This window comes from Escherichia sp. WS338 (genome assembly GCF_046486405.1).
Lineage (GTDB): Bacteria > Pseudomonadota > Gammaproteobacteria > Enterobacterales > Enterobacteriaceae > Escherichia > Escherichia coli.
The window spans coordinates 20844-36663 of the sequence record NZ_JBJQLL010000024.1; the positions used below are offsets into that span (position 1 = coordinate 20844).

Below are 15820 nucleotides of genomic sequence, written 5' to 3' on the forward strand. Positions count from 1 at the left end.
TTTACACACAAAATGTACTAAAAGTACTTTACAAAAATGAACGCAAAGTACATTATATACCTGCCACCCACCCCGCCCCACAGAATGCAGGGCAATACTTCGAGTTACCAGGCAGTGGTCAGGGGTTAAGTAGCCAGCCCGAGGCGTAAGAACATGACGGCAGGGTTCAACTTTAATAACTATGCAGCAGGTTTTTGTTCCGCTACCCCGGCGTTAAGGGGAAACAGAGGATTTCTCAGTGGGCGAAGTCAAACATCAGAATGGAAGGCATCCCGGGATCGGCAAAGAAGCAGCAATGGCGCTTTATATTGACATCAGCGCCATTGCCGGACAGGTAAGAATTATCAGAGCGGTAACTAAGCGGTATGCGCCTTTACTTCAGAAAGTCTCTGGTGAGTGCACCGAAGATATTGTCAACGATTTCGTCATCGAACTGCGAGGACTCATCTTCAGTTACAAGGTGACCACAATTTTTGCAGATGGCTCCCGCGAAACTGTCAGAGCCCTGCGGCTTAAAGGATGTGTCAAAGACTTCGCCACCACATTCTGGGCAAGAAAACTTGATTGTACTCATAACCAATTTCCTCTCGAGTAACAGACCCCTCAGAGGATACCACCTCGCCTGACGTGGTTAAAAGCAGGCAACGCTAACCACAAGGAGCCGACATGCAGAAACGAGAACCCGTCATCATCGCGCCAGACTATACCGATGATGAACTTTATGAGTGGATGCGCCAGAAAATTAATGCAGCGCAGGATCTGAAATGGGCCAATGAAGCCAGGGCTAAGCAGGCTGAAAATCTGTCCGCTCTGGAGCAGGATATCACCAATCTGGAAAAAGCAGCGGCATTAAGCATTGCCAGAATGATTACATACCCGCGTTAATAGCTAACCAACGAAGCTAAGGTTGGTAATTAAGGAGTTCTCCACGGGTGAAGTGGAGTGCGTGCGCCGGACACGGGTGAACATCCGGCACTGACAGTTTACTGAAAGGATATTTCTCTGAAAAGTCAGAGCATAACGCGAAAGCACACGGAGAAGCTCGTCTCTCTGTACTTTGTCGTTAAATTTAATTCGATCGTGCGCTTCCGGTTGTGGCAATCCGCGAAATGGCGCGGCGGTAAGTATGGCGGGGTTATTCCTTCCCCTTGAGGACACCGGGTTGTCAGGCTGACCATACGCTTAAGTGACAGCCCCGCCACAATATCCATGTGTAGTCTTTGGTGGCATCAGTTCTACTCCGTGACTGCTCTGCCACCCTTTTTAAAGTGAATTTTGTGATGCAGTGAATGCGGCTAAGCGCACGCGGAACAGTTAAAACCAAAAACAGTGTTATGGGTGGATTCTCTGTATCCGGCGTTAATTGTTAACTGGTTAACGTCACCTGGAGGCACCAGGCACCGCATCACAAAATTCATTGTTGAGGACGCGATAATGGAAACGTTATTACCAAACGTTAATACGTCTGAAGGTTGTTTTGAAATTGGTGTCACTATCAGTAACCCTGTATTTACTGAAGATGCCATTAACAAGAGAAAACACGAACGGGAGTTATTAAATAAAATATGCATTCTTTCAATGCTGGCCCGTTTACGTCCGATACAAAAAGGATGCTGGCAATGAATACAGCATTTGCACTTGTTCTGACAGTTTTTCTTGTTTCCGGAGAGCCAGTTGATATTGCAGTCAGTGTTCACAGGACAATGCAGGAGTGTGTGACTGCAGCAACCGAACAGAAAATTCCCGGTAACTGTTACCCTGTCGATAAAGTTATTCACCAGGATAATAGCGAAATCCCGGCAGGTCTTTAAAACAGTTCCGTAATAAACATCCGATTTCATTCTTATATGCCAGCAATGGCAGGGATTTGTTCACCCTTAAATCTGTAATGAGGTAAAACAAAATGAGTAAAGTCTTTATTTGCGCCGCCATTCCGGACGAACAGGCAATAAAGGAAGAAGGTGCAGTCGCTGTAGCCACTGCCATTGAAGCCGGTGATGAACGTCGCGCCCGCGCAAAATTTCACTGGCAATTCCTGGAGCATTATCCGGCTGCTCAGGACTGCGCTTATAAATTTCTTGTTTGCGAGGATAAACCCGGTATACCCCGCCCTGCCCTCGATTCATGGGATGCTGAATATATGCAGGAAAACCGCTGGGATGAGGGGGCTACTTCCTTTGTCCCGGTTGAGACTGAATCAGATCCGATGAACGTCCCTTTTGACAAGCTGGCCCCTGAAGTACAGAACGCTGTCATGGTTAAGTTCGACACATGTGAAAACATCACCGTTGATATGGTGATTAGCGCGCAGGAATTGTTGCAGGAAGACATGGCAACATTCGACGGACATATCGTTGAAGCGTTGATGAAAATGCCAGAAGTTAACGCCATGTATCCGGAGCTTAAGCTGCATGCCATCGGGTGGGTTAAGCATAAATGTAAGCCTGGTGCCAAATGGCCCGAAATTCAGGCAGAGATGCGCATCTGGAAAAAACGTCGCGAAGGTGAACGCAAGGAAACCGGAAAATACACGTCTGTTGTTGATCTCGCCCGCGCCAGAGTCCACCGACAGCACACTGAAAACTCAGCAGAAAAAATCCCCCCTGTCACTGCAGTCATTCGTCGCGAATATAAGCAGACATGGAAAACACTGGATGACGAACTGGCCTACGCTCTCTGGCCTGGTGATGTGGATGCCGGAAACATTGACGGCAGCATCCATCGCTGGGCAAAAAATGAAGTTATCGACAACGACCGCGAAGACTGGAAGCGTATCTCGGCATCAATGCGCAAACAGCCTGATGCCCTTCGCTACGACCGCCAGACTATTTTTGGCCTTGTCCGTGAACGTCCGATCGACATTCACAAAGACCCTGTGGCACTGAACAAATACATTACTGAATACCTGACTACAAAGGGCGTGTTTGAAGATGAAGGAAGAAATCAGAGCGCAACTGATACTCTCTCGTCGCCAGTACCAGAAACTGATGCAGTGGAAACGGCAATTCCGGACAACGAAAAAACCGAATGCAAAGTGGAAGTCGAACCATCTGTAGAGCGTGAGGGGCCGTTCTACTTCTTCTTCACCGACAAGGATTGCGAAAAATACGGTCGCGCAAACAAACTTTCTGGTCTGGATAAGGCGCTGGCTGCCGGGGCTACTGAAATCACAAAAGAAGAATATTTTGCCCGAAAAAATGGCACATACACAGGCTTACCGCAAAATGCAAATACCGCACAAAATTCTGAACAACCAGAACCGGTAAAAGTTACCGCTGACGAAGTAAAGAAAATTATGCAGGCAGCCAATATCAGCCAGCCTGACGCCAATCAGTTGCTCGCCGCATCACGTGGTGAATTTGTTGCAGGGATTAGCGACCCGAATGATCCGAAATGGGTGAAGGGGATTGAAACCCGCGATTCTGTGAACCAGAACCAGCAAGAAACGGAACAGAACGACCAGAAAGCGGAACAAAACAGCCCAAATGCGTTACAAAACGAGCCAGAAACGAAACAGCCTGAACCAGTGGCGCAACAGGAACCGGAAAAAGTCTGCACCGCCTGCGGTCAGACCGGCGGCGGCAACTGCCCTGATTGTGGCGCGGTGATAGGCGACGCAACATACCAGGAAATATTCGATGAAGAGAATCAGCCTGAAGTTCAGGAAAATGATCCGGAGGAAATGGAAGGTACTGCACATCAGCACAAGGAGAACACTGGCGGCAATCAGCATCATGCCAGCGATAGTGAAACTGGCGAGGCGTCAGACCCCTTAATTAAGGCGAACAGTCATCATAATCTCACATCCACCAGCAGAGCGGGGATTCATCTGATGATCGACCTTGAAACCATGGGAAAAAATCCCGATGCCCCGATTATCTCAATAGGTGCAATATTTTTCGATCCGCAAACCGGAGATATGGGACCGGAATTTAGTAAGACTATCGATCTGGAAACTGCTGGCGGAGTCATTGATCGGGACACCATTAAATGGTGGCTTAAACAATCACGCGAAGCGCAATCTGCCATTATGACCGATGAAATCCCGTTAGATGATGCACTGTTACAATTGCGGGAATTTATCGACGAAAACTCCGGTGAATTTTTTGTTCAGGTCTGGGGAAATGGAGCCAACTTCGACAACACGATTTTGCGCCGTTCATACGAACGGCAGGGGATCCCCTGCCCGTGGCGTTACTACAACGATCGCGATGTACGCACAATCGTTGAGCTGGGGAAAGCCATAGACTTCGATGCCAGAACGGCTATTCCATTCGAAGGTGAGCGCCATAATGCACTTGATGACGCCCGTTACCAGGCAAAATACGTTTCAGTTATCTGGCAAAAACTGATCCCGAGTCAGGCTGATTTTTAATGTTCAACCCTGATCGCCGCTAACCGCATATAGTTAGCGGCGGTTATGAGATATAGCCATGAGCAGCTTATTTTTAACCGAAGATGAATTGCTAATATTAACGGGCTGCAAATATGCAAGCCACCAGCGAAAATGGTTAATGGAAAACGGGCTTCCGTTCTATACCAATCGTAGTGGCAAACCGATTGTCAGCCGGGATCTATTTACCTGCAATAAAACTTTACCACCACGCGAGGTAGAGCCGAATTTTGGTGCGATCTGATGGGAAGACGAAGGAAAAATCCTGAACACGAAAAATTACCTCCAAATGTATACCCAAATAAATATAGTTATGTATGGAAACCAACATCCAGAGAATCTGTAACACTAACCGCCATCAAGGATAGTTTAGCTGCTTTATGGAAAAAGTATGAGGAAACTATAAATAATCGCGATCGTGCAATGACATTCGGTCGCTTGTGGGAAAAATTCCTCGCCAGCGCCTATTACAGTGACCTCAGTCCAAGAACACAAAAAGATTATCTGCAACATCAAAAAAAGTTGCTTGCCGTATTCGGTAAGGTGCCGGCAGATTCCATAAAACCAGAACACATCCGTCGATACATGGACAAGAGAGGGGAACAGAGTAAAACGCAAGCCAACCATGAAAAAAGCAGTATGTCCCGCGTTTACAGTTGGGGGTATGAGCGAGGGTACGTGAAGGCTAACCCATGTGCAGGTGTAAGTAAATTCAAGGCCAAAAACCGCGAACGATATGTAACCGACAAAGAATACCAGGCAGTATTAAGCGTTGCACCTCTTCCTGTTTTTATCGCAATGGAAATTGCCTATCTGTGTGCAGCGAGGGTTTCCGATGTGTTATCGCTGAAATGGGAGCAGATTGGAAACGACGGGATCTTTATCCAGCAAGGGAAAACAGGAAAAAAACAGATAAAAGCATGGAGTCCACGATTACAGGCGGCGATCGAAAAAGCAAAACAGTTACCAACATCCGCCTATGTAATCAGCAATCAATACGGCAACCGATATATGTACAAAGGCTTTAACGAAATGTGGGTAGAAGCAAGAAATCGCGCAGGCAAAATTTCAGGTATTTTAACCGACTTCACCTTTCATGATCTGAAGGCGAAAGGAATTTCAGACTATGAAGGAAGCAGTCGGGATAAGCAACTTTTCTCTGGTCACAAAACCGAGGGGCAAGTGCTAATCTATGACAGGAAGGTTAAAGTTTCACCGACACTTGATGTCCCGTTACCTGAAAATATTCCAAGAAAATATTCCAAGTAATTCCAAGTGTGATTTTTGTCACTGACTTAATGATGTATAAGTGATTGAATTTTGGCGGAGAGAGGGGGATTTGAACCCCCGGTGGAGTTGCCCCCACTCCGGTTTTCGAGACCGGTCCGTTCAGCCGCTCCGGCATCTCTCCGTTCAGATGGTTGCCATGATGTCAGGAAATTTGGCATTTTAACAGTCCCTGTCCGTGCAATTTTGTTCAAGTGACGAGTTTGCGAGCAAAACGATGATTAAGTGGCCCTGGAAAGTACAAGAATCAGCACATCAAACTGCCCTTCCCTGGCAGGAAGCACTATCGATCCCCCTTTTAACGGGTCTGACGGAACAGGAACAAAGCAAATTAGTCACTCTTGCCGAACGTTTTTTACAGCAAAAGCGGCTTGTTCCTTTACAGGGCTTTGAACTGGATTCATTAAGAAGCTGCCGGATAGCACTTCTATTTTGCCTGCCCGTTCTGGAGTTAGGACTGGAATGGCTGGATGGTTTTCATGAAGTCTTAATTTATCCTGCGCCATTTGTGGTCGATGATGAATGGGAAGACGATATCGGTCTGGTGCATAACCAACGTATTGTTCAGTCAGGTCAGAGCTGGCAGCAAGGGCCTATCGTTTTGAACTGGTTGGATATACAAGATTCTTTTGATGCATCTGGTTTTAACCTGATTATTCATGAAGTCGCTCATAAGCTGGACACCCGTAACGGCGATCGCGCCAGCGGAGTTCCCTTTATTTCGTTGCGTGAGGTTGCTGGCTGGGAACACGATCTTCATGCTGCAATGAACAACATTCAGGAAGAAATCGAATTAGTTGGTGAGAATGCGGCGAGCATTGATGCTTATGCTGCCAGTGATCCTGCTGAATGTTTTGCCGTACTTTCTGAATATTTCTTTAGCGCCCCAGAACTTTTTGCTCCTCGTTTCCCTTCATTGTGGCAACGTTTCTGTCAATTTTATCAACAAGATCCTTTGCAGAGACTGCATCACGCTAATGATACAGACTCGTTTTCGGCGACGAATGTTCATTAATTAACAACTTTGCAGATTAATTAACCAATTGAAATGGCTTATGAAATTTAGTGTTGACAGACAAGATACCGCTAAGTAATATGCGCTCCGTTCACACGATTCCTCTGTAGTTCAGTCGGTAGAACGGCGGACTGTTAATCCGTATGTCACTGGTTCGAGTCCAGTCAGAGGAGCCAATTTTCTGTTTTCATGCATCCTTGCAAATCTTTATCTGATGTTGATTCAACAGGTTAGTGTGAAAACTCTTCTCGGTGCATTTTGATTTTACCCTACGCATCGGGAAAAATTGGTGGTCAAATCTGGGGTCAGGTTAGTTCGATAATGGAGTGCCCCCCATATGTTCCTTACCGACGCAAAAATCCGCACCCTCAAGCCTTCTGATAAACCCTTTAAAGTCTCCGATTCTCACGGTCTGTATCTGCTGGTCAAGCCGGGTGGCTCCCGCCACTGGTATCTCAAATACCGTATTAGCGGTAAAGAATCCCGCATTGCGCTGGGTGCCTATCAAGCCATCTCCCTGTCTGATGCGCGACAGCAACGTGAAGGTATCCGTAAAATGCTGGCGCTGAATATCAACCCGGTACAGCAGCGGGCTGCTGAACGTGGCTCACGAACACCGGAGAAAGTTTTTAAAAACTTGGCGCTGGCGTGGCATAAAAGTAACAGGAAATGGTCGCAGAACACCGCCGACCGTCTGCTTGCCAGCCTGAACAATCACATCTTTCCGGTCATCGGGAACCTACCTGTATCAGAACTTAAACCCCGTCATTTCATTGACCTGCTGAAAGGGATCGAGGAAAAAGGTCTGCTGGAGGTTGCGTCCCGCACACGGCAGCACCTGAGTAACATAATGCGCCATGCGGTCCATCAGGAGTTAATCGATACGAACCCTGCAGCAAACCTTGGCGGCGTGACCACACCTCCTGTCAGACGGCACTATCCTGCCCTGCCGCTGGAGCGGCTGCCTGAACTGCTTGAACGTATTGGGGCATATCATCAGGGCCGTGAACTGACCCGGCATGCCGTTCTGCTGATGCTGCATGTGTTCATTCGCTCCAGTGAACTGCGTTTCGCCCGCTGGTCAGAGATTGATTTCACAAACCGAGTCTGGACGATACCCGCGACGCGAGAACCCATTATTGGCGTGCGTTATTCCGGCCGCGGGGCAAAAATGCGAATGCCGCATATCGTCCCCCTCTCAGAACAGTCCATCGCCATTCTGAAACAGATTAAGGATATCACCGGTAATAATGAACTGATCTTCCCCGGCGACCATAACCCGTATAAGCCAATGTGTGAAAACACGGTCAATAAGGCACTGCGGGTGATGGGTTACGACACGAAAAAGGATATCTGCGGTCACGGCTTCCGGGCAATGGCATGCAGTGCGCTGATGGAATCGGGTTTATGGGCAAAGGACGCAGTAGAACGCCAGATGAGTCATCAGGAGCGCAATACCGTGCGCATGGCTTATATTCATAAGGCAGAGCACCTAGAAGCCCGCAAAGCGATTATGCAGTGGTGGTCGGATTATCTGGAAGCATGCCGAGAATCTTATGCACCGCCTTATACAATTGGTAAAAATAAGTTTATCCCATAGTATACTAACGAATCCCTCACTCTGGCAAATTACCACCACCTCCACAGGAGGTGGTTCTATATAGACTTTTATCAACTTCATGACGAAAAACACCTATTTTATCCCAAAAGAAGACAATAGAGTCACAGAGGAATCAAAGAGCGACTCAATTGTCTTTGGACAGTCTGGTTGTGAGGTTAGAAAACAGTTACTCCTACACCATTAAATAGGGCGCAATGCTCGCTAATTTCTCCCGGGTTTCTGTCAGTTCGCGTTCCGGCGTAGATTGCGCGATGATTCCCGCCCCCGCCTGTATCCAGCTGCGCTGGCTATCCTGAAATACGGAACGCAGAACTAGCGCCGCATCAAAGCGCGTATCGTCCAGCAGCAAGATTGCGCCGGAATAAAGCTCTCGCGGCGTCTTCTCAATTTGCATAATCGCGTTCAGAGCAGCATTTTTAGGGATACCTGAGGCGGTAATCGACGGAAACAGCACGGTAAACGCATCCCAGGCATCCTTGTTTTCCGAAAGCTGACCGCTCACGCCAGACCCCAGATGCTGAACGCTGCCGCGCTGGCGAACCGACATTAAATCTTCAACCACCACGCTGCCCGGCTGGCAAACAGCCTCCAGTTCAGCAATAGCTTCTTTGACAGAAAGGATATGCTCAAGCACCTCTTTACTGTCGTGCAGCAGTTCTGCCTCTTTCGCCTTATTATGCTCCGGGTTTCCCATGCGATCGCGGGTGCCCGCAAGCGGTTCAGTGACCACTTTATTGCCCGTCACTGACATCACCAGTTCCGGGCTAAAGCCCAGCGCTTCGCGTCCTTCCTGACGGAACATAAACGAGCGCACAGGCGTGTTTGCCTGCCGCCCGTATAACAGCGTGGCGGGCATATCAATCCGCGATGGCAGGGGAATGGCGCGCGAGACAATCACTTTGACATACTCGCCACGGCGGATCTCCGCAACGGCGCGCGCAACCTGTTGTTTATATGCCTCACCATTGAGGGCGGTATCCACCGCCAGTGGTGCGTTCTGCGTCGTTGTACCGGCCTCTTTTACCCACTCGCACAAACGTCGGCACCCGTCGGCGGAGTCCGCATAAACGGTGACATTTCCCTTTTCAAAAATAAGTTCTTCACGGGGAACGGTTAACGTCAGCAGCGGCCACTCCCCGGCGTTAAAGGCAATCCCCCGCGCATGCGCCGCAAAGTTGAACCCAACCTGTCCATATACCCGACGTCCTTTCACCTGAGGATGCGCCATAAAACGACGCGCGCAGTCGGCAATGGAATCCACCGCCCATTTTTGCTCCCCGGCATCATCAATAAATGTCGCCTGCGTTCCGTCGGCATCAATGTGCAGCCGTGCCTGGCACCCTTTGCCTAAATACCAACAGGGTTGACGCTCATAGACATAACACTCTTCTTCTGCGAACTGGCGTAAAACGCCAGAAATCGTCGGCAGCCATTGTTCCTCTGGTAACGCCAGATGTAGAAATTCACTGATTTTCATCCCTTACCTCTCTGTGTTATTCCCGGATCAATCAATTGCGCTTGTCATCAGTTCTCTTGCCGAATGCAGCCGGATATAAGCAACCCACGCCGCCAGCAACGTGAATGCCCCGGCAAACAGGAAGCAGGCCGCATAGCCAAAATGTTGAGCAACAACGCCACCGATAACGCCTGCCAGAATGGCGATTGCCGCATCAGTACATTGAAAGAGGGTGAAGTCGACACCGGCCTGCAAAGGCGATGAAAGCGACATCAGCGTGGCGTAAAGACAGACCAGCGCGCAGGCCAGCGAAATGGACTGGACAAGGACCAGACACTGGAGAATCTGCAGCAGCAGATGACCCGGCGCCATCATGAGAGTCATCACCACCGCCAGCAGCGCGATCCCCTGGACGCCATAAGCCGTCAACAGCGCTCTGCCGGGTGAGGTGTATTTCATCAGCAATCCGCCGGCCAGCGTTCCTGCTATGCCCGCTGCAATATTGCCGCCGCTGAACAGCGCGCCCAATGCGGACATGCTCAACCCATGATCCAACAACAGCGGTGCCAGAAGAGGCAGCACAAACCGCATGCCTGAATTCAGCATCAATACCAGCAGTAAGCCCAGGCGAGCCTGCTTCCTCCTTAGCGCATAACCTAACGCCGGAACATGCGGGATAGTCGCTGTTCGCGTCGGCTCCGTAATGCGCCACAGCGGGAGTGACAGCGCCATAATCAGCACCGCCATCATCAGCATGGCGACAGGCCAGCCGGATGCCGCCGACAGCATCAGGAACACCCCGCCGCCGCACATCATTCCCAGATAGCTGCCGCCGACCTGCACGCTGTTTCCCCAGCCGTAACCCGTGCGGGTCAGTTGATCGACACAAAAACCGTCGCTGGCGATATCAATGGTGGAGGCGACCGTGCCTGCCACCATAAACAGAACAAATAACGCGACGATTTGCGTATCGGGGAATCCCCCTTCTCGCCCAAACCAGCCAATCGCTGCGACAATAGTCAGGATCGCCGCTAGCGCGACCTGACCACGCAGGATTAACATGCGGGAACGGCGTTCCTGGCTACCGGGCGGAAGCCGCCAGCGCTCGATCCACGGCGCCCAAATAAACTTCAGCGCCCAGGGCAGCATAAACAGGGTTGTCGCACCGGCAAGCGCCAGCGAACCGCCAGCAGCGCGCACCAGCGCGGGTAAGGACTGCATAGACAGCGCCGATACCAGACTCTGCGTCACATAGACGCCGGCAATAGCAAAAATCACCCGCCCGGTCGTCAACGTCAGCGGTTTCACATTCGACTGAACATCACTCATGCACCCACTCTCCAGACGCGGAAACCCCGTCGTCGCGCCACACGCGCGCGGCCATTTGCGCCTGCCACAGCGCCTGATAACGTCCATGATGTGAGAGCAATTGCGCATGAGTACCCTGCTCAACCACCTGTCCCTCTTCCATCACCAGAATGTTTCCGGCCCCGGCGATGGTGGATAAACGGTGAGCGATGATAATCACCGTCCGGTTGTGAACCAGGTTATCGATCGCTTTTTGCACCGCCAGCTCGCTTTCAATATCCAGCGCGGCAGTCGGTTCATCGAGAATGACGACCGGCGCGTTTTTCAATAACGCTCTGGCAATGGAAATCCGCTGGCGCTCGCCGCCCGATAGCTGGCCGCCCATCTCTCCCATTGGCGTCAGCCAGCCTTGCGGAAGACGGGAAATAAACTCAAGGCACTGCGCCGCGCGGGCGGCCTCTTCTACCTCCTGCCGCGTCGCCTGTGGGCGCGCGATACGGATATTCGCCAGCAGCGTGTCATCAAACAGCCAGACATCCTGGAAAACAACAGAAATCAGGCTATTGAGCTGTTCCGGCGTCAGGCGGCGAATATCGACGCCGCCAATAGAAATCTGCCCTTGCTGCGGATCGGCATAGCGCATTAACAGTTTGGTGACCGTAGTTTTGCCTGCGCCGGAGGCACCCACCAGCGCGCTCATACTGGCTGCCGGGAACGTCAAAGAAACATGATTAAGCGCGTAGCCGTCGCCTTCTTCGTAGCGATAGCTGACGTTGTCAAAGCGGATATCGTAACGTTCCGGCATCTCGCTTTGCTCTGCGACGGGAAGCGGTGCTATCGCCATAAACTGCTCAATCCGTTGCAGGGCGCTGGCGATCAGTTCCACAACCGAGGTGTAGCTGATAAACATCGCCATCGGTTCTGCGAAGCGCATAATCATCGCGACGGCGGCAATCAAAAAGGCGAGGTTCAGAGTGCCCGTCACTACCCAGACGATCCCGGATAACACCACCACCTGTAGGCCCAACTCCACGACGCTGGCGATCAGCATCGTTGCGCCAGCGCCCTGACGGTGAGTGCGGGTCTGTAAGTTTTCCAGCGCATTGAAATGCGCCAGCAGCGCCCGGCTTTTATCGGCATCGCTGCCGCAGGTGCGCAATACCATCATCCCCTGAGCAAATTCAACGATATCGCCGCTCAGACGCTGGTGCGCTTCCCCCAGCGTCTGCATTTGTCGCCGCATCGCCGGGCGGCGCCAGTAATAAAACGGCACCAGCAGAGGGAAGATCAGCAACATCACCAGCCCCAGCCGCCAGTCTATCCACAATGTCGCCAGCGACGCCGTCAGCGGCGTGACAATGGTGAGCAGCAAAATATTGGCTATCGCAATAACATAATTGAGGTTTTCATCCACGCTGCCCAGCAGCAAGGCGTTCATTTCACCCGCCCTGCCGCGCTGGAGCTTCTCCAGCGGCACGCGGCGTAACTGCTCGCCAAGTCGCAGGCGCAACTCATGGGTAGCCTGCGCCAGATGACCACGGTATTCAAAGCCCAGGCCATACCAGCGTAGCACCAGCGTCACAATTGCGGCGACGCTGAAGGCCATAGCCCAGTTAAGAAGTTGCGGCGCGTCTCCCCGTAACAGCGCATCAATGATCGGATAAAGACAGGCAAAGGCGATCCCCTGCATGAATGCCGCCAGCAACAGCGCCAGCATACTGCGTCGCAGCATCCTGGCCTGACTGCCAACGCTGGAGATAAGCTGGCGCCAGATGACGCGCCAGGCCAGGTTATCCGCAGGATTATTGTCTTTCATTTTCCACCACCTCTTCCTGTGTTCCACCCGGCACCCAATGCTGCGCCTGCTGATAGTGTTGCCAGAGCCGTTGATACAGGCCGCCCTGCGCCAACAGTTGCGTATGGTTCCCCATTTCCCTGAGCTGTCCGTCGGAAAACAGCAATATCACATCGGCCTGAGTCACCATTGAGAGACGATGCGCGACCATGATGACCGTCCGGCCACGCATGGCCGCCGCGAGCGCCTTGATAAGCGCCGCTTCGTTTTCCGGGTCAGCAAACGCCGTCGCCTCATCGAGCACCAGGATGGGGCGATCCTGCAAAAGCGCCCGGGCGATAGTAATGCGCTGCCGCTGGCCGCCGGAGAGAAATACCCCACGTTCCCCGACTCGAGTGTTGTAACCTTCTGGCAGAGCGCTAATAAAATCATGGGCCTGCGCCACTCTGGCCGCCGCTATAACCGCCTCCAGCGGCGTATCCGGCGCGCCCAGACGAATGTTATTGGCTATCGTGTCGGCAAAAAGGAAGTTGTCCTGAAACACAAACGAGAGTTGCTTCATCAGGGTGTCCGTCTGCATATCACGCAGATCCACGCCGCCAATACGGATATGGCCTTTGTCCGGGTCGGCGTAACGCAGCAGCAAGCGCGCCACGGTGCTTTTTCCGGCGCCGCTTGGCCCGACCAGCGCCACAATTTGCCCGGCAGGCACATGAAAGCTCACCTCCTGCAACGCGGCGCCAGTACGCGCTTGCGGATAATGAAAGCTCACCTGCTCAAAGGTAATGCTCGCCTCTTGCGGCTGCTGGTCAGACTGCGGCAGCGATAACTCCGGCATCGCGAGAACCTGATAAATACGCTGAATGCTTAAACGCGTTTGCGCGACCAGGTTATTGAGCATCATCATTGGCATTACGGCTTCGGCCATTCCGCTGCCCAGCAGTAAAACGGCCACCCACGCGATAAAATCGAAACTGCCATAGTGCAACAGGCCGTATCCCGACCAGATCAGGACAAACAGGGTCGGGAGAGGATTCAGAATCGAGAAGGAAAAACGCGCTGAAAAACCGGCTTTGCGATACCAGGTTTTGAGCACATCGACCCACTCTTCAAGGGCGCGTTGATAGCGCAAAAAACTGGTGCTGCCGCTATCAAACGTTCTCACCACGGGCATGGCCTGCACGAACTCAATAACCGCCGCGCTAACCTGCTCGCGCGCCTTATGATAACGCTGAGCCATATTTTCCGAACGCTGGCGGGCGAGCACGAGAATAACCGATCCAAACGCCAGTACCCCCAGCGTCGCGATTGCCAGCCGCCAGTCCAGCCAGAACAAGATAACGATTGTCGCCAGCGGCATGATGATCGCGCGGGCATAGAGCGGCGTGCTGTCGGCCACAAAAATATGTAACGACTTCACGTCATCCAGCATCACTTTCGCCACTGACCCGCTGCCCATTTGCTGTAACACGCCAGGCGGAAGCTGCAATGCTTTACGGGCTAACCTGCTGCGCAGAATGTTCTCCAGATGAAAAGCCGCGTAATGAGAGGTGTTGAACGCCTGTAAGCGCAGAACAAAAGTTAAGACCACGCAGCCGATCACGCCGCCCAGCGGCCAGGCCGGAATAGCGTCAGGCGTCGCGCGAATGTCACGCAGGCTCCACGCCAGAAAAAGGAGCGCCCCCAGGCTGGTTAATGCCGCCAGCCCCGCCAGCGCCATAGCTAAAATAACCTTCCTGCGAACCGGTGTAATCACCTGCCAGAGAGGAAATCGGGACAGCGATTCAGTATTGGATGATTGAGATGACATGGGAGTAACTGAATTTCCTGATGAATTTTTACGGACGCCAAAAACGACAATTCAGGGTGGCGTTCTGAGAATTAATGTGAATAATAACCATTATCAATAACTCATCTACCCCATTCGGTTCTATTTATACCCGCATTGGTCTAAGCCACAGGGAGATAACCAGGTCATGACGGAGTCACCGCAAACGCAATCTGAAATCTCTATTCACCAGTTGGTGGTCGGGAAACCTGCAAACGATGGCAATATTCCTGCTCAGTGTGAACTGCTGCGCTGTTCGTTGCAGGAAGGTATGGATATTTTGCTCTGGAGGGGCCATTTTGCGCGGCCAGAGACGTTGCAGCTACACGACGATCTGGGCAGGATTAACTTCTCGTGCATCCTGGAAGGCACATCGCGCTTTGCGATTCAGGGACTCCGGCGCCACACCGACTGGGAGCTTGCGCGCAATCGCCATTACATTACCCATACGCCAGACTGTCGCGGCAGCGCCTCCTATTGTGGCCGATTCGAGAGCATTACCCTCTCCTTCAGCCCTGAAACCCTCGCGCTGTGGGTGCCGGATATTAGCGCGGTCATTAAGAATAAGATCGACTCCCACTGCTGTTGCCAGCAGCAGCGTTGTAATGCTGAAACCCACTTAACGGCTCAGGCCTTGCGTCACGCGCTGATGCGCATGCACGGCGGCTTCAGTCATGAACAAAAGCCGTCGACGCTATGGTTGCAGGGGCAAAGTCTGGTCATGCTCAGTCTGGTGCTGGATGAACATCGCGAAGACGCCAGTTGCCTCTCCTGCCACTTCAACCCGATGGAACGCCAGAAACTGCTGCGGGCGAAGGATCTGCTGCTGGCTGATCTGACGCAAGCGCCGGGCGTCGCGGAGCTGGCCAGAGAGTCCGGTCTGAGCGTTCTCAAAATTAAGCGAGGCTTCCGCGTTCTGTTCAACAACAGCGTCTATGGCCTGTTTCAGGCTGAACGAATGCAGGAAGCCAGAAGACGCCTGGCCAACGGCAATACCTCCGTCATGACGGTGGCGGCCGATCTGGGCTATGCCAACGCCAGCCATTTCTCTGCCGCCTTCCAGAAACAGTTTGGCGTAACTCCTTCGACCTTTAAACGCGGGATGTAACCGGGGTCG

Annotated in this window: 13 protein-coding genes, 2 tRNA genes and 1 pseudogene; 11 read left to right on the forward strand and 5 right to left on the reverse strand. The window is 51.9% G+C overall.

Going from position 1 to position 15820, the window contains the following annotated elements; all coding sequences use genetic code 11:
* The first annotated feature begins 295 nt into the window (after positions 1-295).
* The 7 genes and pseudogenes from ACJHWT_RS18590 to ACJHWT_RS18620 all read left to right on the forward strand — a co-directional run bounded on the left by ACJHWT_RS18590 (position 296) and on the right by ACJHWT_RS18620 (position 5687).
* On the forward strand, positions 296-595 hold the full coding sequence (locus ACJHWT_RS18590) for a hypothetical protein (RefSeq protein WP_042030300.1): 300 nt from the start codon (positions 296-298) through the stop codon (positions 593-595).
* 71 nt (positions 596-666) lie between these two features.
* Positions 667-885 carry a protein YdfC gene (gene ydfC, locus ACJHWT_RS18595; RefSeq protein ID WP_001171942.1) on the forward strand — a complete coding sequence of 73 codons (219 nt, stop codon included), beginning with the start codon at positions 667-669 and terminating at the stop codon, positions 883-885.
* A gap of 549 nt (positions 886-1434) precedes the next feature.
* Entirely contained in the window at positions 1435-1623 is a 189-nt protein-coding gene (gene dicB / locus ACJHWT_RS18600) for a cell division inhibition protein DicB (RefSeq protein ID WP_000449192.1), read from the forward strand.
* On the forward strand, positions 1620-1811 hold the full coding sequence (locus tag ACJHWT_RS18605; RefSeq protein WP_016235603.1) for a DUF1482 family protein: 192 nt from the start codon (positions 1620-1622) through the stop codon (positions 1809-1811). The genes dicB and ACJHWT_RS18605 overlap by 4 nt, the downstream gene beginning before the upstream one ends.
* 92 nt (positions 1812-1903) lie before the next feature.
* Positions 1904-4375, forward strand: coding sequence for an exonuclease (locus ACJHWT_RS18610; RefSeq protein ID WP_065203452.1), 2472 nt, complete (start codon positions 1904-1906; stop codon positions 4373-4375).
* 58 nt (positions 4376-4433) lie between these two features.
* Positions 4434-4637 (forward strand): DUF4224 domain-containing protein, encoded by a 204-nt coding sequence (locus ACJHWT_RS18615; protein ID WP_000096344.1) that lies wholly within the window; start codon positions 4434-4436, stop codon positions 4635-4637.
* Positions 4637-5687, forward strand: a pseudogene (locus ACJHWT_RS18620) (tyrosine-type recombinase/integrase). Before ACJHWT_RS18615 ends, ACJHWT_RS18620 begins: the two are co-directional and overlap by 1 nt.
* 27 nt (positions 5688-5714) lie before the next feature.
* Here the strand turns inward: ACJHWT_RS18620 and ACJHWT_RS18625 are convergent.
* A tRNA-Ser gene (locus tag ACJHWT_RS18625) sits at positions 5715-5804 on the reverse strand.
* A gap of 93 nt (positions 5805-5897) precedes the next feature.
* Between ACJHWT_RS18625 and mtfA the strand changes: the two genes are divergently transcribed.
* The 3 genes from mtfA to ACJHWT_RS18640 all read left to right on the forward strand — a co-directional run bounded on the left by mtfA (position 5898) and on the right by ACJHWT_RS18640 (position 8295).
* Positions 5898-6695: a DgsA anti-repressor MtfA gene (mtfA, locus tag ACJHWT_RS18630; RefSeq protein WP_001300801.1), complete on the forward strand. Its 798-nt coding sequence runs from the start codon at positions 5898-5900 to the stop codon at positions 6693-6695.
* A gap of 100 nt (positions 6696-6795) precedes the next feature.
* Positions 6796-6871 (forward strand) — tRNA-Asn (locus ACJHWT_RS18635).
* Positions 6872-7032: 161 nt separating this feature from the next.
* Complete coding sequence (locus ACJHWT_RS18640) at positions 7033-8295, forward strand: tyrosine-type recombinase/integrase (protein WP_000480162.1); 1263 nt, start codon at positions 7033-7035, stop codon at positions 8293-8295.
* Between the two features lie 193 nt (positions 8296-8488).
* On the opposite strand, the gene ybtS is transcribed toward ACJHWT_RS18640, so the two are convergent.
* From ybtS to ybtP, 4 genes are read right to left on the reverse strand one after another with little or no spacing between them, the layout of a single operon-like run.
* Positions 8489-9793, reverse strand: coding sequence for a yersiniabactin biosynthesis salicylate synthase Irp9/YbtS (gene ybtS, locus ACJHWT_RS18645; protein ID WP_000703035.1), 1305 nt, complete (start codon positions 9791-9793; stop codon positions 8489-8491).
* A gap of 27 nt (positions 9794-9820) precedes the next feature.
* Entirely contained in the window at positions 9821-11101 is a 1281-nt protein-coding gene (gene ybtX / locus ACJHWT_RS18650; protein WP_001286292.1) for a yersiniabactin-associated zinc MFS transporter YbtX, read from the reverse strand.
* Positions 11094-12896 carry a yersiniabactin ABC transporter ATP-binding/permease protein YbtQ gene (gene ybtQ, locus ACJHWT_RS18655; RefSeq protein WP_000654453.1) on the reverse strand — a complete coding sequence of 601 codons (1803 nt, stop codon included), beginning with the start codon at positions 12894-12896 and terminating at the stop codon, positions 11094-11096. Before ybtQ ends, ybtX begins: the two co-directional genes overlap by 8 nt.
* Complete coding sequence (gene ybtP / locus ACJHWT_RS18660; protein WP_001317926.1) at positions 12883-14595, reverse strand: yersiniabactin ABC transporter ATP-binding/permease protein YbtP; 1713 nt, start codon at positions 14593-14595, stop codon at positions 12883-12885. Before ybtP ends, ybtQ begins: the two co-directional genes overlap by 14 nt.
* 256 nt (positions 14596-14851) lie before the next feature.
* Here ybtP and ybtA point away from each other — a divergent pair, with 256 nt between their 5' ends.
* Entirely contained in the window at positions 14852-15811 is a 960-nt protein-coding gene (gene ybtA / locus ACJHWT_RS18665; RefSeq protein WP_000140405.1) for a yersiniabactin transcriptional regulator YbtA, read from the forward strand.
* Positions 15812-15820 lie beyond the last annotated feature (9 nt).